Below are 19,891 nucleotides of genomic sequence, written 5' to 3'. Positions count from 1 at the left end.
CGCGGACGCCTCCATCCTCGACGGCGCCCGCGGCGGGTCGCGGCCCGCGCCGTGACGCCTCCCGGAGCCGGCGGGTGAACGGCTGCCGCGCCGGTTCCGTACGAAGCTACGAAGCCGACGGGCGTCCGGAACCGTGGAATGAGAGAGCCGTGCTTCCCGTTAGCATGGACATCCGCACCGATCAAGGCCATTTGGGGAAGGTGTCATGACTGCGAACGTCGACGGAGTGCCCGGAAAATTCGCGACACTCGGGCTGACCTACGACGACGTGCTGCTGCTGCCGGGTGCATCCGAGGTGCTCCCCAACGCGGTCGACACCTCGTCCCGCATCTCCCGCAACGTACGGGTGAACATCCCGCTGCTGTCCGCGGCGATGGACAAGGTGACCGAGTCCCGCATGGCGATCTCGATGGCCCGACAGGGCGGCGTCGGCGTGCTGCACCGCAACCTGTCGGTCGAGGACCAGGTCAACCAGGTCGACCTCGTGAAGCGCTCCGAGTCCGGCATGGTCACCGACCCCATCACCGTGCACCCGGACGCCACGCTGGCCGAGGCCGACGCCCTGTGCGCCAAGTTCCGCATCAGCGGAGTCCCGGTCACCGACGGCAACAAGAAGCTGCTCGGCATCGTCACCAACCGCGACATGGCCTTCGAGAACGACCGCTCCCGCCAGGTGCGCGAGGTCATGACCCCGATGCCGCTGGTCACCGGCCAGGTCGGCATCTCCGGTGCCGACGCCATGGAGCTGCTGCGCCGCCACAAGATCGAGAAGCTGCCGCTGGTCGACGAGGCGGGTGTCCTCAAGGGCCTCATCACGGTCAAGGACTTCGTCAAGGCCGAGCAGTACCCGCACGCCGCGAAGGACGCCGAGGGCCGGCTGCTCGTCGGTGCCGCCGTGGGCGCCAGCCCCGAGGCGCTGGAGCGGGCCCAGGCGCTCGCCGAGGCCGGTGTGGACTTCCTGGTCGTCGACACCTCGCACGGCCACAACAGCAACGCCCTCAACTGGATGGCGAAGATCAAGTCCAGCGTGAACGTCGACGTGATCGGCGGCAACGTCGCCACGCGTGACGGCGCGCAGGCGCTGATCGACGCCGGTGTGGACGGCATCAAGGTCGGCGTGGGCCCCGGCTCGATCTGTACCACCCGCGTGGTCGCCGGCATCGGCGTCCCGCAGGTCACCGCCATCTACGAAGCCGCCCTCGCGGCCCGTCCCGCGGGTATCCCGGTGATCGGCGACGGCGGCCTGCAGTACTCCGGCGACATCGGCAAGGCACTGGCCGCCGGCGCCGACACGGTGATGCTGGGCAGTCTCCTGGCCGGCTGCGAGGAATCGCCCGGCGAGCTGCAGTTCATCAACGGCAAGCAGTTCAAGTCGTACCGCGGCATGGGCTCGCTCGGTGCCATGCAGTCCCGCGGCCAGGGCCGGTCGTACTCGAAGGACCGCTACTTCCAGGCCGAGGTGGCCGCCGACGACAAGCTGGTGCCCGAGGGCATCGAGGGCCAGGTGCCCTACCGCGGCCCCCTCGCCAACGTGCTGCACCAGCTGGTCGGCGGTCTGCGCCAGACCATGGGCTACGTGGGCGCGGCCAGCATCGGGGAGATGGAGTCCAAGGGCCGCTTCGTGCGGATCACCTCGGCCGGTCTCAAGGAGAGCCACCCGCACGACATCCAGATGACGGTCGAGGCGCCGAACTACAGCCGTAAGTGAGCCCCACGCGCGCGTGAAGCACGCGTCGATCGTGCGACCGAGAGCGGTCCCGGAGGTTCCGGGGCCGCTCTCGGCGTGGGCGTCGGGGATACTGGAAGGCGCTGAAACGCAGAGGAAAGGCCACACACGTGACTGAGATCGAGATCGGGCGCGGCAAGCGCGGCCGCCGGGCGTACGCCTTCGACGACATCGCCGTCGTCCCGAGCCGCCGGACCCGGGACCCGAAGGAGGTCTCGATCGCCTGGCAGATCGACGCCTACCGCTTCGAGCTGCCGTTCCTGGCCGCCCCCATGGACTCCATCGTCTCCCCGGCCACCGCGATCCGCATCGGTGAGCTGGGCGGCCTGGGCGTCCTCAACCTCGAGGGCCTGTGGACGAGGTACGAGGACCCGCAGCCGCTGCTGGACGAGATCGGCGAGCTGGACGCGGACACCGCGACCCGCCGCCTCCAGGAGATCTACGCGGCTCCCATCAAGGAGGAGCTGATCGGGCAGCGCATCAAGGAGGTGCGCGACTCGGGCGTGGTCACCGCCGCCGCGCTGTCCCCGCAGCGCACGGCCCAGTTCTCCAAGGCCGTCGTGGACGCGGGCGTGGACATCTTCGTCATCCGCGGTACGACGGTGTCGGCCGAGCACGTCTCCGGTGCCGCCGAACCGCTGAACCTGAAGCAGTTCATCTACGAGCTGGACGTCCCGGTGATCGTCGGCGGCTGCGCCACGTACACCGCCGCCCTGCACCTGATGCGCACGGGCGCGGCGGGCGTGCTGGTCGGCTTCGGAGGCGGCGCCGCGCACACCACGCGCAACGTCCTCGGCATCCAGGTGCCGATGGCGACCGCGGTGGCGGACGTCGCCGCGGCCCGCCGGGACTACATGGACGAGTCCGGCGGCCGCTATGTGCACGTCATCGCGGACGGCGGCGTCGGCTGGTCCGGCGACCTGCCCAAGGCCATCGCCTGCGGGGCCGACGCGGTGATGATGGGCTCCCCGCTGGCGCGCGCCACGGACGCGCCCGGGCGGGGCCACCACTGGGGCATGGAGGCGGTGAACGAGGAGCTGCCGCGCGGCAAGAAGGTCGACCTCGGCACCGTCGGCACGATCGAGGAGATCCTCGCCGGTCCCTCGCACATCCCGGACGGCTCCATGAACATCTTCGGTGCCCTCCGCCGTGCCATGGCCACCACCGGCTACAGCGAGCTCAAGGAGTTCCAGCGCGTGGAGGTCACGGTCGCGGACGCGCAGCACAAGCGCTAGCCCCAAGTGCGGAAGGGCCCGGTCACCGCACGGTGACCGGGCCCTTCCGTACGCCGGGGCGGTTACTGACCGGCCTTCTTGGCGCTGGAGAAGGCCACGTACGCGGCGATGGCGAAGAAGACGAACGTCAGCGGGTCGGAGTCGGCCTTCCAGGCCTCCTGGACCGCGTCGAAGTGGTCGAAGAAGAGCTCGCTGAAGTCCACGCCCAGCTCCTTCGCGCCGATCATGGCCTCGCCGATCAGCTGGCCGAGGTAGACGGCGCCCGCGGACAGCACGACGCTGACCACCGGCAGGACCGGGTTGCGTCCGCCGACGCGGCCCGCGGCGAGGCCGGTCAGGAAGCCGACGCCGACCGCCGCCCAGCCGATCTCGTGCTTGGTGAGGCCGATGACCACTCCGTACGCGACTGCCGCGACCAGGGCGGTGCCGACGGCGGCGGCGAGTCCGAGGCCGAGGTTGGCCCGGGCCGGAGCGGACGGGGCCACGGGGGCCATCGGGAAGCCGGGCGCACCCTGCTGCTGCGGGAAGCCGGGGACGGGCGCTCCCTGCGGGGCGTCCGCGGGGCCCGGGCCGGCCGCGAACGGGTTCCCGGTGCCGGGGGCGCCGGCATACGGGTTCCCGGTCCCGGGGGCACCCGCGTAAGGGTTCCCGGACTGCTCGGCCGGTGGAACGGGCGGCGGCGTGGACGGCGTGCTCATGTGGATCCCCCCAGGGACAGCAGCGCACAGCGGGTGCGCCGGAAACGCGAGCGCACGTGCGTGCGAGCTGCCGCACACTAGCAGGCCCGGGTCGTCCTCCGTAGGGGGATTTCCCGGTGGTCAGAGCCGGTGTGCCGCCCCGGTCGGCGTGGCTCCGCGGGTGTCCAGGAGGAGCTGGGCCTTCACGGACAGGCCCTGGAGGTCGTACGTGCGGTGCTGCTGGAGCAGGATCGTCAGATCGGCGTCGGCCGCGGCCTCGTACAGGGAGTCGGCGCGGGGGATGGGGCGGTCCAGGACGCTCCAGGCGGGGATCAGCGGGTCGTGATAGCTGACGGACGCGCCGAGTTCCATGAGACGCAGGGCGATCTCGTGGGCGGGGGAGCCCTGCTGGTCGGCGAGGTCCTGCTTGTAGGTGACGCCGAGGAGCAGCACGCGCGCGCCGCGGGCCGACTTCCCGTGCTCGTTGAGGAGGGTCGCGGCGCGCTGGATGACGTACTGCGGCATGTGGTCGTTGACCTGCTGGGCCAGTTCGACCATGCGCAGGGTGCGGCCGGAGCGGCCTCGCAGGTCCTGGGCGACGCCGTGGCCGCCGACGCCCGGTCCCGGCCGGAAGGCCTGGAAGCCGAACGGCTTGGTCTCCGCGCACCGGATGACGTCCCACAGGTCGACGCCCAGGTCGTGGCAGAGCACGGCCATCTCGTTGACCAGGGCGATGTTGACGTGCCGGAAGTTGGTCTCGAGCAGCTGCACGGTCTCCGCCTCGCGTGGTCCACGCGCGCGTACGACTTTGTCGGTGAGGCGTCCGTAGAAGGCGGCGGCCGACTCGGTGCAGGCGGGGGTGAGGCCGCCGATGACCTTCGGGGTGCTGGACGGGTGGAAGTCGCGGTTGCCGGGGTCGACCCGGCTGGGGGAGTACGCGAGGTGGAAGTCGCGGCCGGCGCGCAGCCCGGAGCCCTCCTCCAGCAGGGGGCGCAGGAAGTCCTCCGTGGTCCCGGGGTGCACGGCGGACTCCAGGATCACCGTGGTGTGCGGGCGCAGCCGGGCGGCCAGGGTGCGGGCGGCGGCGGCCACCTGGCCCAGGTCCGGCGCTCCGTCCGCGCCCCGGGGCGTGGGCGCGCAGATGACCGCCGTGCGCACCCGGCCGAGCTCGGCCGGGTTGGTGGTCGGCCGGAAGCCTCCCGAGTGCATCCGGCGCAGCTCGGCGGCGGTGAGGGAGCCGCCCTCCGGTCCGGTCTTGTAGCCGAGGGTGGGGATGCCGGCGGCGACGGCGGCCTGGGCCAGGGGCAGGCCGAGATGACCGAGTCCGATGACGGCGAGATCTGCGGGCATGGCGTGGGCCGTCCTTCCCAGTAACCGTAGTGGGACAGGTGTGCAAGCCCTGTGGACAGAACGGGCGAGCGCAATGTCAGACTAGGAGTAAATATGACCGATATGCGGGATTCTTTGGTTGTGTTTTCCCGAGAGTCCCCGATCGATGTCCACAGGCGGCCGGGCCGGCGGTGGCCGAAGGTGGGCAACAAGGTCAGAATTTGGGCATGGGGTGAGAGCCGGGCTTCGCCGGACGGGTGCGGCCAGCGCAACGGATAGCGGGAGGCAGCGGTGAGGACAGCGACACTGGGGCCGGCGGAGCGAGCCGAGTCACTTGCGGGATTGGCCGAGCGTGAACTGGACATCCTGGTCGTGGGCGCGGGCGTGGTTGGTGCGGGCACCGCGCTCGACGCCGTGACACGCGGCCTGTCGACCGGGCTGGTCGAGGCGCGCGACTGGGCGTCCGGCACCTCCAGCAGGTCCAGCAAGCTGATCCACGGCGGCCTGCGGTATCTGGAGATGCTCGACTTCGCACTGGTGCGCGAGGCCCTCAAGGAGCGGGGACTGCTTCTGGAACGGCTCGCACCGCACCTCGTGAAGCCGGTGCCGTTCCTCTACCCGTTGCAGCACAAGGGCTGGGAGCGGTTGTACGCCGGCTCGGGCGTCGCCCTGTACGACGCGATGTCGATGGCCCGCGGACACGGCCGCGGGCTCCCCGGCCACCGCCACCTGACCCGTCGCCACGCGCTGCGCGTCGCCCCCGCCCTGAAGAAGGACGCGCTGGTCGGCGCCCTGCAGTACTACGACGCGCAGATGGACGACGCCCGCTATGTCGCCACGCTGGTGCGCACGGCGGCCGCCTACGGCGCGAAGGTCGCCAACCGCGCGAAGGTGACCGGCTTCCTGCGCGAGGGCGAACGCGTCGTCGGCGCCCGGGTGCACGACCTCGAAACCGGCGGGGAGTACGAGATCCACGCCAAACAGGTGGTGAACGCGACGGGTGTGTGGACCGACGACACCCAGGCGATGGTCGGGGAGCGCGGACAGTTCCACGTACGGGCGTCCAAGGGCATCCATCTGGTCGTACCGAAGGACCGCATCAACTCGACGACCGGTCTGATCCTGCGCACCGAGAAGTCCGTGCTCTTCGTCATCCCGTGGGGGCGCCACTGGATCGTCGGCACCACCGACACCGACTGGGACCTCGACAAGGCGCACCCCGCGGCCTCCAGCGCCGACATCGACTACCTGCTGGAGCACGTCAACTCGGTCCTCGCCCTGCCCCTCACCCGCGACGACGTCGAGGGTGTCTACGCGGGACTGCGCCCGCTGCTCGCCGGCGAGTCGGACGCCACCAGCAAGCTCTCGCGCGAGCACACCGTGGCGCATCCGGTACCGGGTCTCGTGGTCGTCGCGGGCGGCAAGTACACGACGTACCGCGTCATGGCCAAGGACGCGGTGGACGAGGCGGTGCACGGTCTCGACCAGCGGGTCGCCGAGTGCGTCACCGAGGACATCCCCCTCATCGGCGCCGAGGGGTACCGGGCCAGGTGGAACGCCCGAGCGCGCATCGCCGCCGACACCGGGATCCACGTCGTGCGCGTGGAGCACCTGCTGAACCGGTACGGGTCGCTCGCCGACGAACTGCTCGACCTCATCGCCGCCGACTCCTCGCTCGGCGCACCCCTGCAGGGCGCCGACGACTACCTGCGCGCCGAGGTCGTCTACGCCGCCTCGCACGAGGGTGCGCGCCACCTCGACGACGTGCTGACCCGGCGGACACGCATCTCGATCGAGACCTTCGACCGGGGCACGCGCTGCGCCCGTGAGGCCGCCGAGCTGATGGCGCCGGTCCTCGGCTGGGACAAGGACCAGATCGAGCGCGAGATCGAGCACTACGAGAAGCGGGTCGAGGCGGAACGGGAGTCGCAGCGCCAGCCCGACGACCTGACGGCGGACGCGGCACGGCTGGGAGCGCCGGACATCGTGGCGCGGTAGGGGGCGTGGCGGTGGGGCGTGCTCTGGCGCCCCGGCCGACCTCGACGTCCGGCGGCTTCGACGTCCGGCGGCCTCGGTCGTGCCCGGCGTGGATTCACTCGAACGGGTGTCGTGAGCTGGGATATCTGCTCGAAGGCCAACCGTTCTAGGAGGTGCGGGGGCAGAACTCGGCGGCGAGCAGGGCCGGTTCGAGGTCCGCGTCCGCGAGTCCGTCCGTGTTCACCCGGAAGGTGAGGACACGGCGGCCGTCGGCGGTCGCTGCGGTGCGCACGTAGCTGCCGGATATTCGGCCGTTGTGTCCCCACACCGTGATGCCGCACGGCAGCGTCACCGGATAGAGCCCCATGCCGTACGAGCCCTGTGCGGTACGGGTGTCGAGCATCTCGCGCAGCAGGGCCGGCGGGAGCAGCTCACCGCCCAGCAGGGCCGCGTAGAAGCGGTTCAGGTCGGGGAGTGTGCTGACCAGCTCGCCCGCCGCGCCGGCCACGCGCGGGTCGAGCTCGGTGACGTCGGACCCGTCGGCGGCGTAGGCGCGGCCGTGCGGGGAGGGGAGAAAGACGCGGGCGCCTGGAAAGGAAGTGCCCGTCAGACGGAGGGGAGTGAGGACGCGCCGCCGGACCTCGATGGCGTACGAGTGGCCGGTGACCTGACGGACGACCAGTCCGAGCAGGACGTAATTGGTGTTGGAGTAGGCGAAGCGGCCGCGGTGGGCCGGGGGGTGGGTGAAGGCGATGCGCAGAGCCTGAAGCGGGGTGACGGGGACGTCCCCCCTGGTCTCCGCCGTGAAGTCGTACAGGCCGCTGGTGTGGGTGAGCAGGGCGCGCAGGGTCAGCGCGCGACCGTCGTTGCCCGCTCCGTGCACCAGTCCCGGCAGGTGTTCCGCCACGGAGTCCGACAGGGACAGCCGGTGCTCGGCGGCCAGTTGCAGCACGACGGTCGCCAGGAACGTCTTGGTGATGCTGCCCGCGCGGAAGTGATCGCCGCTGCGGATGGCGGCACCGGCCCGGGAGCCGGCGGCCGGTGCGGACACGGCGCCGGACGCGGCCGGGCTCCGCGGTACGGACGTGACGTCAGGTTCCGCAGGGGCGCCCCGGACTGAGGTGGTGTCCGATCCCTGTGCGGTCCAGGGGAGGGAAGGGGTGGTGTCGGGGACGGCTTCGGCGTGGACGTAGCGGGTACCCGTCTCCTCGCGGATGAGGAGGGCCGCGGCCGGGGCCCTTCCCCGGGAGACGAGCAAAGTCAGGGCGGTGTCCGCGGCGGCGCTCGCGTCGGCGGGGGAACCGGCCGGTGTGAGGCCGAGCAGAACGGCGGTCACCGGAATGGTCACGAGTGTCCGGCGTGTCCGGAGCAGCGGCATCGCGGTCCTCCCTTGTCGGGGGCCCATCATGCGGGACGAACGGAGCCGTGCGGCAGGCGGTCTTCCGGGTCGGCCGCACCGAGGCCGGGTCCTGCCCCGGTCCCAGGGCACCCTGGGCGTCGGGTGGTCCATGCGTGAGGGACAATGAAGGCTCTGTCGGGGCGGGTTGCATGAGGGGACGCATGTCGGAGGCGGAGCGGGCGGGAGCATCCCGTCAGGACAAGAGCGGGCGTCTCCTCGCCGGGCGGTACCGGCTGGGAGACGTACTCGGCCGCGGCGGCATGGGCACGGTGTGGCGCGCCCAGGACGAAACCCTGAGCCGCACGGTGGCCGTCAAGGAGCTGCGGTTCCCGTCGAGCATCGACGAGGACGAGAAGCGGCGGCTGATCACACGGACGCTGCGCGAGGCCAAGGCGATCGCCCGGATCCGGAACCACGGCGCGGTCACCGTGTACGACGTGGTCGACGAGGACGACCGGCCCTGGATCGTGATGGAGCTCATCGAGGGCAAGTCCCTCGCCGAGGTCATCCGCGAGGACGGGCTGCTGACGCCGAGGCGGGCCGCGGAGGTCGGTCTGGCGATCCTCGACGTACTGCGGGCGGCGCACCGTGAGGGCATTCTGCACCGGGACGTGAAGCCGTCGAACGTGCTGATGTCCGAGGACGGCCGGGTCGTACTGACCGACTTCGGTATCGCGCAGGTGGAGGGCGACCCGTCCATCACCTCGACCGGCATGCTCGTCGGCGCGCCCTCGTACATCTCGCCGGAGCGGGCGCGCGGACACAAGCCCGGCCCCGCGGCCGACCTCTGGTCGCTCGGCGGACTGCTGTACGCGGCGGTGGAAGGCGTGCCGCCGTACGACCGGGGTTCCGCGATCGCGACGCTCACCGCGGTGATGACCGAGCCGGTCGAGCAGCCCAAGCACGCGGGACCGCTGGAGAAGGTGATCTACGGTCTGCTGGCCAAGGATCCCGAGCAGCGGCTCGACGACGCGGGCGCGCGGGCGATGCTCACCGAGGTGCTGCGGCAGAAGCCGGCATCCCGGGAGGCCGGGTCCGAGCCGGTGGACGCGACGAAGGTCGTGGCGCTGCCCCCGGTCCCGGAGGACTCGGACCGGGGCGGTTCGGGCGGCAGGCGCGGCGAGGACGCGGGTGAACGGCTGCGCGGGGCATTGCGTTCCCTGGGGAAGGTGGCGGGAGCGGCGGCGGTCACCGCACGCGCCAAGTCCGGAGCCACGGGCACGTCCGGCTCCGCGGCGGTTTCCCCGGCCAAGGGGGCCGACGGGGCCGCGGGTGCGGCAGGTGCGGCAGGTGCGGCGTCGGCCGGGGCGGTCACGCCGACCCCCGGTAAGCCCGGTGAGTCCGGGCCCGGTGCGGCCGGCTCCGGCAAGGCCGGCTCGGGTGCGACGTCCGGCCCGGGTGCGACGTCCGGCTCTGGCGGGGCGTCCGGTTCGGGGACGGCGCGTGCGGCGGGCGCGGGCGCGGCGGGCTCCGTCGCGGGCCGGTCCGGTGACGCCGGTACGGGCGGAGCCGCGGGCGCCGTGACGGCTTCGGCCTTCGCGTCCGAGAGCGGCAAGTCCGGTACGCGGGACGCCGCGGAGGGGCCGGACAAGGAGAGCGCGGGACGGACGTCGGGCTGGCCCGAGATGCCCCCCGCGCCCGTGCGGCCCGCGCCCAAGGCGGCCCCGCTGACCGACGTGGTGCCGCGGCGGACGCTGGTGCTCACGGCGGTGGTCGTGGTCCTCGCCATCATCGGTACCGTGCTCGCACTGACCCTCGGGGGCGGCGACGGCGATGCCGATGACAGCAAGAGCGGCGGCACCAAGACCTCGTCCGGCGGGACGGACGCGGGCAGCGCCGACAAGGACAAGGACAAGGGGTCCGGCGCCGACGCGGACGGCGACGGCAAGTCCCCCTCGGCCACGGCCTCTCAGAAGCCGGGTGCGGCCGCCGGCGCCGACAGCACGCCGAGCGGGGAAGCGTCGGACGACAAGGGCGGCGAGGACGACACGAAGTCGGACGACAGCACCGCCGTGCAGACGTACAGGGCGGGGCAAGGGTTCTCCATAGGTCTGCCGAAGGGATGGAAGTACCAGTCCACGGGCGCGGCGGGGTCCCGCTTCAGCGGCCCCGACGGGCAGAAACTCCTGGTCGGCTGGACGTCCACGCCCAAGAACGACCCGGTCGCGGACTGGAAGGACCAGGAGCGGTACATGGTCCGCTCGCAGTACAGGCGCATCCGTATAGAGAAGGTGGACTACCGCGGCTGGAACACGGCCGACTGGGAGTTCACCTACGTGGAGGGCGGGACGAAGTACCGGTCCATAGACCGCGGATTCGTCGTCAACTCGCATCAGGGATACGGGCTCATGTACACCGCGAAGGACGCCAAGTGGGACAGCGCCCTGCGCAAGAGCACCTGGCGGACGCTGACGACGACGTTCAAGCCGAAGTCCTGACGCAACGGCGGGGGCGCCGCGGGTGGACAGACCGGTGCCGGTTGTTCACCCGGGCGCGCCCGGGGACGAGTTCGCGGGCCTGAGATCTCGCATCAGCTCATTGCGGGTTGCCTCCGGCACGTATCGTGAGTGGTTGCGAACCGTACGGGACGACAACGGAGCGCAACGGGAACGGAATTGACCACCGGGGGGCCGGGGGAGGCGTCGTGGACGACTACGCGGGACGGGTACTCGCCGACCGCTACCGCCTGCCCCTGCCCCCGTCCGACGAGTACGAACTCGCCGAGACCCGCGCCTTCGACACCTACAGCGGCCAGGAAGTCCTGGTCAGGCAGGTGCCGTTGCCCGAGGTCGTCGAGGCGGAGGTGCTCGACGCGGACGGGCTGCCGGAGGGGTTCGTGGCGCGGGACGGCCGCCAGGGGCGGGCCGCCCGGGCCGGCGCTGCCGCGCGGACGACCCGGCGCCCCGCCGAACCGGCCGTGCGCCGCGCCATCGAGGCCGCGCAGGCCGCCGCTCAGATACCCGACCATCCCCGGCTCGACCAGGTCTTCGACGTGTTCGCCGAGGGCGGTTCGCTCTGGGTCGTCAGCGAACTCGTGGCCGCCCGGCCCTTGTCGGCGCTGCTCGCCGAGAAGCCGCTGACGCCGTACCGGGCCGCCGAGGTCGCCTCGGACGTCCTCATGGCCCTGCGGGTGCTGCACGCGCACGGCTGGGTGCACCGGAACATCACCGCACGCACGGTGCTCGTCTGCGACGACGGCCGGGTGATGCTCAGCGGTCTGGCGGTCGGGGCCGCCGAGGAGGCGCTGTGCGGGTACGACCCCGTGCCGCCCGGGGAAGCGGAGCCGGGCGGGGGCCCGCACGCAGCGGGGCCGGGACCCGGCGGGCCGGTGGCCGGAGGAGTGGCGGGCCACTCCCTCGGAGCGGGCGCCGGTGCCGGTGGTCCGCTCAGCAGGGATCCCGAGGCCGCTCGGCGGGCCGCGATCGAGGCACGTGAGAAGGGCATGGAGGCGCGGGCGGCCGGTGCGGAGGCGCGGGCCGCGGGTCGCGTCCCGGCCGCGGGCGGGACGCTCGGTGGTGTGCCCGCGCTGGGCGGCCCGGCGGCCGAGGACGACGACGTCCGGGCGGCTCGAGCCGGGGCGATCGCCGCGTACCGGGCCGGTGCGCGGGCCGCGGCCCGCGTCCAGGACGAGGAGCGCGACAGCCGTGCGGCGCTGCCCGCCCCCCGGCCCACACCGGGAGCCGAGGCCGCCCGCCGGCCCGGCCACGGCACGGAGTCCCGGCCGACGCCGGGTCATACCACCGACCCGGGACAGGTTCCGGGGTACGGTGCCGGGTCCGCGCGGGATTCCGGTTACGGTGCCGACTCCGGGCGGGGTTCGGGGTACGGGGGCGAGGCCGGGCGGGGTTCCGGGTACGGCATCGACCCCGAGCGGGATTCCGGTTACGGTGCCGGGTCCGGGCGGGGTTCCGGGTACGGGAGCGGGGCCGGGCGGGGTTCGGGTTACGGCGCCTCCGGGCAGGGTGCCGGGTACGGCGTCGACCCCGGTCGGGCCGTCGGTCGCGGTGCTGAGGGCGGGCAGGCTCCGGGGTACGGGGACGGTTCGCCGGAGGTGTCCGGGCGGGGTGGGGAAGCGCGTCGGAGTTCCGGGCAGGGGGTCGAGCGGGTCCCGGGTACGCCGCCCCCCGGCCAGATAGCGGACCCCTACGGAGTCGGGCGGGGCGACCCCTGGCACGGAGCCGCTCCGCGGAACGGGCCCCCGGGGCAGGGGCGGGCCGCTCTCCCCGGGAGCGGCGACCCGGCGCGGACGGCGTTCCACGACACCGGTGACGGCGCCCCGGTGCCGGGCCCGGCGCAGGGGACCGTCCATGAGTTCGGCGCCCACGGCGCGGGCGCCGCGACTCCGGTCCCCGCCAAGGGCGTTCCGCAGCAGCAGGCCCGTCGGCAGACCCCGCAGGACCCGCGGTCCGCCCAGAACGCCCAGGACGCCACCCGTTGGGACCACCCGGCCGCCGCCACCGCGCCCCGTCGCGGGCCCGCCACCGCGCTCGCCGCCGAGCGGGCACGGCAGGCGCGGATGACCGTGGTCGGGCCGGTGACCGAGCGCTGGGCCCCCGAGCAGGCCGGCCCCGTGCACGAGAACTGGCAGCTCGCCGCGCCGATCGGTCCCGCCACCGACCTGTGGGCGCTCGGCGCGCTGCTCTTCCGTGCCGTGCAGGGACACGCGCCCTACCCGGAGGAGAACACGGCCGAGCTGGTCCAGCTGGTGTGCGCGGAGCCCCCGGCGTACGCGGAGGAGTGCGGACCGCTGCGGCCGGTCGTGGAGTCGCTGCTGCGTCAGGACCCGACGGAGCGGCTGGACTTCGAGGACCTGCGCGGCTGGCTGCGCTCCCTGGTCCGGTCGGCTCCGGAGCCGGAGGCGGGCGCGCACGTCATCGCCGCGCCCCCCGTCGACCCGCGGCGGCTGCCGATCGTACGGCGCCGGGGCGAGCTCGTCCGCAGGCGTCGCGCGGGACTGCCCGCGACCAGCCCGCACGCCCGACACAAACGCGCGAAGCAGGAGCGCTCGGCACAGCCCCGGAAGCTGGGGCGGAACCTGGTCGTGCTGGTGCTGCTCCTGCTGGCCGCGGCGGTGGCCTACGCGGTGTACTTCATGCCGGGGGCGGAAACGACCGCCGGCCCGGACGGCGAGCGGACCGGAGCCTCCGAGAGCGCCGGAACCACGCCGGACCCCGGCACCGACGGCAGGGCGAGCAGCGAGCCGCGCCCCGACCAGACCTCGCCGGGGAGCGGCAAGCAGCCCTCCAAGTCGCCCGGCCGGACGCGCGGGCAGACGTCCTCCGACCCGGACGTCGCCCAGGGCTTCACCGTGCGCAAGGACGCGGAGGGCTTCCGGGTCGCCGTGGCCCGCGGCTGGGACCGGTCCGCCAAGAACGGGCGCGGCCAAGTCGTGTACGCGCACGGAGACTTCCAGCTCATCGTCGTACCGGGACGGGACGGTACGGACGCCTACGGCGGCGACCCGATGGCGTATCAGCGGGAGAAGGAGCGCGAACTGCAGCCGTTCCGCGACTCGACCTGGGCGACGTCCAGCGGGATGCGGACGATCGACGTGGGCGGGCGGACCATGGCCGAGGGGCAGTTCACGTGGACCGACGGCGAGGGGCGCGAGCTGTTCGTGCGCAATCTCGCGATGATCGTCGGGGGGCGCTACCACGTGGTGCAGGTGCGCGGCCCGGAGGCCGAACGGGACGAGGTGACGCGGCTGTACGAGCAGGCGTCGTCGACGTACCGGGTCACCGGCTGAGCCGCCCGACCGCCCCGTCGGCCGCCCGGACAGGGCCCCTGCCGTGACCGTCGCCGGCACCCGCGTCCCGCCCGCCCGGGACCCGCGTGGGTCCCAGGATGCCCGGGCGGCCGGACGGTTGCCTCGGCCGCGCGGAAGCGAGAACCGTCACAGTGCTGTCTCCGTACGACCGCGCCGGTTCCCTGCGGGACGGCGGGGTCCTTAGTGTGACCCCGTCAAGACCATTGCGGGGAAACGTGAATCAGATGCAGGGCCTGCTCCTCGCGGGCCGCTACCGCCTCGTCGAATCCATCGGCAGCGGCGGCATGGGCCGCGTGTGGCGCGCGCACGACGAGGTGCTGCACCGCGCCGTCGCGGTCAAGGAACTGACGGCGGCGCTCTACGTCGCGGAGAGCGACCGCGCGGTGCTCCTCGCCCGGACCCATGCCGAGGCCCGGGCCGCCGCCCGGATCAACCACTCGGCCGTCGTCACGGTGCACGACGTCCTCGAGCACGACAGCCGGCCGTGGATCGTCATGGAGCTGGTCGAGGGCAACTCGCTGGCCGACGAGGTCAAGGAGCGGGGACGCGTCGAGCCGGCCGAGGCGGCGCGCATCGGTCTGTGGGTGCTGCGCGGGCTCCGGGCCGCGCACACCGCCGGGGTGCTGCACCGCGACGTGAAGCCGGGCAACGTGCTGCTCGCCGCCGACCGGCGGGTGCTGCTCACGGACTTCGGCATCGCGCAGGTCGAGGGCGACTCGACCATCACCCGCACCGGTGAGATCGTCGGCTCGGTCGACTACCTGGCACCCGAGCGGGTGCGCGGGCACGACCCCGGGCCCGCCTCCGACCTGTGGGCGCTCGGGGCGACGCTGTACACGGCCGTGGAGGGAACGTCGCCGTTCCGGCGCACGTCCCCGCTCACGACGATGCAGGCCGTGGTAGACGAGGAGCCCGCAGTACCGCACCGCGCGGGTCCGCTGGGACCGGTGATCGAGGCGCTGCTGCGGAAGGATCCCGCCGCCCGCCCCGGCTCGCAGGACGCGGAGCAGATGCTGGCCGAGGCCGCGGAGGGACGACGGCCGCGCGCCGCACAGGCCCATGTGCCGACGCGGCACCTGGAGCCGGGCCGGACGGCCGCGGCCCACGGATCGGTCGGCGCGGCCGGATACGGAGCCGACAGCCATGTCTCCGGCAGCCATGTCTCCGGCACCCATGTCTCCCGCGACCCCGACGCACCCGGCGCACACGGCGCATACGGAGCGGGGGACCACGGCGCGACGACCCATGTGCCGGGCCACCAGGCACCGGGCGGCCCGGGCGGCCCGGGCGCGACCCTGTACGGACCCCCGTCCGCGTATCCGGCCGGCGACGCCGCTCCGGGCGCTCCGAGGAAGCACCGGCTGGGCCGCACGCTGGTCCTCCTGTCCCTGCTGGCCGTGCTCGTCGGAGGCGGCGGCGCCCTGGCCCTGCACTACGCCGGTGATACGGGCGATCAGGCCGGTTCCGGCGGGACGGGGCAGCAGAAGAACGGCGCCGTCCCCGAGGACTGGGAACCCGTCCACGACGTGGAGGGTTTCAGCCTCGCCCTGCCCAAAGGCTGGAAGCGCCAGGTCAACGGCAACCAGATCGACTACACGCCCGACGGCGGCAAGCACTTCGTGCGGATCGCCGTCGACGACTCGCCCGACTTCGACAACCCGTACGCCCACCAACTGGACCTGGAACAGCAGGTGAGCAAGTTGCGGGACTACCGGCGGGTGAGTCTGCAGTCGAACACCTACCGCGACTGCCACGGTGCCCTGTGGGACTTCACCTGGACCGCGCTCGCCCGGAACAGCTCGTTCCCCGGACCGCGCCGGGCCATCGAGCAGACGTATCTCGGCCGCGACGGCGTGGAGTACACGATCTACATGTCGTCGCCCGCGCCGGACTGGGACACCACGCGGGAACAGTTCGACGCGGTCCTGCGGGCCTGGCGGCCGAACGGGCAGGAGTGACGGGGACGCCGCCCCGGTCCCGGCCCCGGCCCCGGCCCCGGTCCCGGTCCCGGTCCCGGCCCCGCACGCGGTCGACGTCACCGGTGACCTCGTCGCGGACGGGCCGCACCCGGGCGGATCGCCGCCCCGCCCCCGCCTCGCGTCGCGTGTCGGCCGCCTCGCGCCGGCGTCCCGGAGGGCACCGGCCCGGTGCGGCATGATGGGCCCATGGGGACCGAGGGGGACAACGCCCGTGTCATCGCGAGCCGTTACCGGCTCGAGGCCAGGATCGGCCGGGGTGGGATGGGTGTCGTCTGGCGCGCGACCGACCAGTTGCTCGGCCGGCAGGTCGCGGTCAAGGAGCTGTGCCTCGACGACGCGCTCTCGGCGGACGAGGCGAGGATGCAGCGCGAGCGCTCCCTGCGCGAGGCCCGCGCCGTCGCCCGGCTGAGACACCCGCACATCATCGTCGTGCACGACGTGGTCGAGGACGACGAACGTCCCTACATCGTCATGGAGTTGATCGTCGGGGGCTCGCTCGCCGACCGCATCGCCCGGTCCGGGCCCGTGGACCCGGCCGAGGCCGCGCGGATCGGCATCGACCTCCTCGGCGCGCTGCGGCGCGCGCACGACGCCGGCGTCCTGCACCGCGACCTCAAGCCCGCCAACGTCCTGATGGAAGCGGGCACCGGCCGCGTCGTCCTCACCGACTTCGGGATCGCCCAGGTCGCGGGCGCGACGACGCTCACCGAGAACGGGGCGTTCGTCGGCTCGCCCGAATACACGGCGCCCGAGCGGATGTCCGGCGCGAGGACGGGCCCCGAGTCCGACCTGTGGTCGCTCGGTGCCCTGCTGTGCACGGCGCTCAGCGGCGTATCCCCGTTCCGGCGCGATTCGCTCGGCGGCATCCTGCACGCGGTGGTCTTCGACGAGGTGCGTCCGCCCGCCCAGGCCGCGCCGCTGCTTCCCGTCGTACGGGGGCTGCTGGAGCGTGATCCGGACCGGCGGCTCGACGCGGCGCGGGCGGAGGGGATGCTGCGGGCGTTCCGGGAGACGGGGCGTACGCCGCAGGTGGCGACCGGGTACACGCCGACCCGGCGGGACGTGCCGCTGAGCGGACGAACGCCGCCCCTTCTCCCGCCCGCGCCGCCTGCCGCCGCGTCCGGTCCGCACGTTCCGTCGAACCCCGCGTCCCGCTCCCCGGCGAGACCGTCGGCGCGGAGCGTGCTGGTCGCCGCCGCGCTCGTCGCCGCGATGGCCGGGGCCGGGCTCTCCGCCGCCGCGCTGCTGATGCGCGGCGGTGACGGCGCCGACGCGCCCACGAGTTCGGCGACGCACGGCTCGGCCCGTACGACGAAGAACAGCGCCACGCCGACGCCGCCCGCACCGATGACTCCCGGGCCCACGGTGACCGTGACGCGTTCCGAGGGCGCCTCGCCCGCCTCGCGCAAGGCGCCCGAGGGGTACCGCGTCGCCCGCGACCCCGGCGGGTTCACGCTCGCCGTGCCGGAGGGCTTCACGCGCGAGCCGCAGGGCGAACGGGTCTTCTACCTGTCGCGGGGGACCGCCTTCCGGCTCGGCGTCAAGGTCGCCGGACCCGGGACGGGCGGGCCCCTCGGCGTGATGCGCCGCGCCGCCGCCCGGGGGCCCTCCACGAACCCGGGCTACCGCGACGGCCGGGTCACCGCGACCCGGCACGGCGTGCATCCCGCCGCGCTCTGGGAGTTCAGCTGGGACGGCTTCACCCGGGCGGAGGGGGCGCGGCACACGTACGACCTGTGCTGGGAGCAGGACGGGCGGATGTACGACGTGTGGGTGTCGGCGCCGGTCGGCCGGGTCGCCGAGGCGAAGGAGTACTTCGACGTCGCGGTGGACACCTTCGTACCGTCCTGAGTCCTGAAACGAGCAGCTTTTCCTCGTGCCCGGACCCGGGCAGCCGTTCGCGGCGGTCCCCCGACCCCTCGCACCGCCCCGAACGGGAGGTCCCGTACCGCCCCAAAGCGGAGATCTCGTACCGCCCCAAAGGGGAGATAAGGGATGGGGTGCGTCACGGGTCTGTGACCGGCGGGCGGCCGGGGTGGCTCCCGCGGCGGCCGCCGCGATATGCATGGGTTCATGAGCAGCAACGGGGGAGCACCTCACGGGTCCGACGAGCCGACCAGTTTCGGGCTGCAACCGCCGCGGCCGGCGGTGCCCGGCCACCAGGTGCCCGCCCCCGGACAGCCGCAGCCCGCGGTGCCCTACCCGGGCAATCCGTACGCGGCGCCGGTGCAGGCGGTCCCGGACGGGCAGGCGCAGCAGACGCAGCTCGTCCCGGACCAGCGGGCGCAGCCGCGGCAGGCCCCGCAGGAGCCGGGCACGGGCCGGCTGATCGCCGGCCGCTACCGGCTCCTGTCCAAGCTCGGGCACGGCGGCATGGGCACCGTGTGGCGGGCCAAGGACGAGACGGTGGACCGCGAGGTCGCCGTCAAGGAGCCCCGCGTACCCGACCATCTTCCCGAGCGGGAACGTGCCAACGCCTTCGAGCGGATGCGTCGCGAGGCACGTGCCGCGGCCCGGCTCGACCATCCGGCGGTCGTGAACGTCCACGACGTGGCGGTCGTCGACGGGCAGCCGTGGATCGTGATGGAGCTGGTGCGGGGCCGCTCGCTGGGCGCCGCGCTCCAGGAGGGCACCCTCGGTGTCCGCGAGGCGGCCACGGTGGGCCTGGAGGTCCTCGGCGCCCTGGAGGCCGCGCACGCGGCGGGCATCCTGCACCGCGACGTCAAGCCCGACAACGTCCTGCTCGGCAGCCACGACCGTGTCGTCCTCACCGACTTCGGCATCGCCCAGATCGAGGGCGAGACGAACCTGACCGACACCGGCGGCTTCGTCGGCTCGCCCGAGTACATCGCCCCGGAACGGGTGCTGGGCCAGCGCCCCGGCCCCGCCTCCGACCTCTGGTCCCTGGGCGTGGTGCTGTACGCGGCCACGGAGGGCGTCTCCCCCTTCCGCCGCAGCAACACCCCCGCGACCCTCCAGTCCGTCCTCAACGCGACGCCCGCGGTGCCGTCCGCCGCGAAGGGGCCGCTCGCCGAGGTGATCAACGGTCTGCTGGACAAGGACCCGGCCCGGCGTCCCGGCGCCGCCCGGGTCCGCCGGCTCCTGGAGGAGGCCGCGAAGCCCCCGCAGGAGACCCAGGTCGTGCAGATCTCCGTCCCCGGCGGCAGGGGTCTCAGGCTCGGCCGCAAGGCGTGGCTGGGAGTGGGGGCGGTCCTCGTCGCTCTCGCGCTCGCGGGGTACCTGGTGATCGCGGACCCGTTCGCCGGCCCGCTGCCGGACGGCTGGGTGAAGAAGGAGGAGAAGGCGTTCGGCGCGACGCTGGCCGTCCCCGCGGACTACCAGGTGGACAGGCCCGACAAGGACGACACGGACAAGAACCGGGTGACCTACAGCGACTGGAGCGGCAGCGTCTGGATCAGCCTGGACCTGGCGCGCAGGACCGAGGACACGGGCAACGAGATCAAGGACTCCGCGCGGGACCAGATGTGGGCCGACAACGCGGAGTTCAAGCAGAGCGGCGAGTACCGGCTGGACATGCCCGCGGGGCCGAGGACGGATCCGCAGGAATCCACGCACCAGGGCGGGAAGTCCGCCGTGAACACGGTGAAGTACCACACCTCCGACACCGAGAACCCGCTCCCCCGGCAACTGAAGATCTTCTACTACAAGTCGAAGAAGACCGGAGACATGTACAAGCTGACGGTCGGCTACCCCGGCAAGGGCGACTTCACGGAGCGCGGCCGGGAGGTCGCGGAGACGGCGATCGCGCACCTGGACATCGACAGATTGTGACGTCCGGGAG

At 73.3% G+C, this 19,891-nt stretch carries 11 protein-coding genes; 8 read left to right on the top strand and 3 right to left on the bottom strand.

Annotated features, from left to right (window positions below):
- The first annotated feature begins 205 nt into the window (after positions 1-205).
- Positions 206-1,708 (top strand): IMP dehydrogenase, encoded by a 1,503-nt coding sequence (gene guaB / locus ACFYP4_RS23855; protein WP_358855244.1) that lies wholly within the window; start codon positions 206-208, stop codon positions 1,706-1,708.
- Positions 1,709-1,836: 128 nt separating this feature from the next.
- On the top strand, positions 1,837-2,961 hold the full coding sequence (locus tag ACFYP4_RS23850) for a GuaB3 family IMP dehydrogenase-related protein (RefSeq protein WP_358855243.1): 1,125 nt from the start codon (positions 1,837-1,839) through the stop codon (positions 2,959-2,961).
- A gap of 62 nt (positions 2,962-3,023) precedes the next feature.
- On the opposite strand, the gene ACFYP4_RS23845 is transcribed toward ACFYP4_RS23850, so the two are convergent.
- A complete protein-coding gene (locus tag ACFYP4_RS23845) occupies positions 3,024-3,659 on the bottom strand; it encodes a hypothetical protein (protein ID WP_388787872.1) in 636 nt (211 codons plus the stop codon).
- A gap of 120 nt (positions 3,660-3,779) precedes the next feature.
- Entirely contained in the window at positions 3,780-4,988 is a 1,209-nt protein-coding gene (locus tag ACFYP4_RS23840; RefSeq protein WP_358852838.1) for a nucleotide sugar dehydrogenase, read from the bottom strand.
- A 270-nt stretch (positions 4,989-5,258) separates the two neighbouring features.
- Here ACFYP4_RS23840 and ACFYP4_RS23835 point away from each other — a divergent pair, with 270 nt between their 5' ends.
- Positions 5,259-6,965, top strand: coding sequence for a glycerol-3-phosphate dehydrogenase/oxidase (locus tag ACFYP4_RS23835; RefSeq protein ID WP_358852839.1), 1,707 nt, complete (start codon positions 5,259-5,261; stop codon positions 6,963-6,965).
- A 145-nt stretch (positions 6,966-7,110) separates the two neighbouring features.
- On the opposite strand, the gene ACFYP4_RS23830 is transcribed toward ACFYP4_RS23835, so the two are convergent.
- Positions 7,111-8,322, bottom strand: a complete 1,212-nt coding sequence (locus ACFYP4_RS23830) for a serine hydrolase domain-containing protein (protein ID WP_388787868.1) — start codon at positions 8,320-8,322, stop codon at positions 7,111-7,113.
- Positions 8,323-8,504: 182 nt separating this feature from the next.
- On the opposite strand from ACFYP4_RS23830, the gene ACFYP4_RS23825 reads away from it, so the two are divergent.
- The 5 genes from ACFYP4_RS23825 to ACFYP4_RS23805 all read left to right on the top strand — a co-directional run bounded on the left by ACFYP4_RS23825 (position 8,505) and on the right by ACFYP4_RS23805 (position 19,881).
- Positions 8,505-10,781: a protein kinase gene (locus ACFYP4_RS23825; RefSeq protein WP_388787865.1), complete on the top strand. Its 2,277-nt coding sequence runs from the start codon at positions 8,505-8,507 to the stop codon at positions 10,779-10,781.
- 206 nt (positions 10,782-10,987) lie between these two features.
- Positions 10,988-14,089: a protein kinase gene (locus ACFYP4_RS23820; RefSeq protein WP_388787862.1), complete on the top strand. Its 3,102-nt coding sequence runs from the start codon at positions 10,988-10,990 to the stop codon at positions 14,087-14,089.
- Between the two features lie 245 nt (positions 14,090-14,334).
- On the top strand, positions 14,335-16,068 hold the full coding sequence (locus ACFYP4_RS23815; RefSeq protein ID WP_388788216.1) for a serine/threonine-protein kinase: 1,734 nt from the start codon (positions 14,335-14,337) through the stop codon (positions 16,066-16,068).
- 207 nt (positions 16,069-16,275) lie between these two features.
- Positions 16,276-17,940 (top strand): serine/threonine-protein kinase, encoded by a 1,665-nt coding sequence (locus ACFYP4_RS23810; protein ID WP_358852843.1) that lies wholly within the window; start codon positions 16,276-16,278, stop codon positions 17,938-17,940.
- 222 nt (positions 17,941-18,162) lie between these two features.
- Positions 18,163-19,881, top strand: a complete 1,719-nt coding sequence (locus ACFYP4_RS23805; RefSeq protein ID WP_358852844.1) for a protein kinase — start codon at positions 18,163-18,165, stop codon at positions 19,879-19,881.
- Positions 19,882-19,891: the final 10 nt, after the last annotated feature.

Source organism: Streptomyces sp. NPDC005551, from assembly GCF_042871785.1.
In the GTDB taxonomy this organism is placed as follows: Bacteria; Actinomycetota; Actinomycetes; order Streptomycetales; family Streptomycetaceae; genus Streptomyces.
This window is presented reverse-complemented; position numbering and strand designations above follow the sequence as displayed.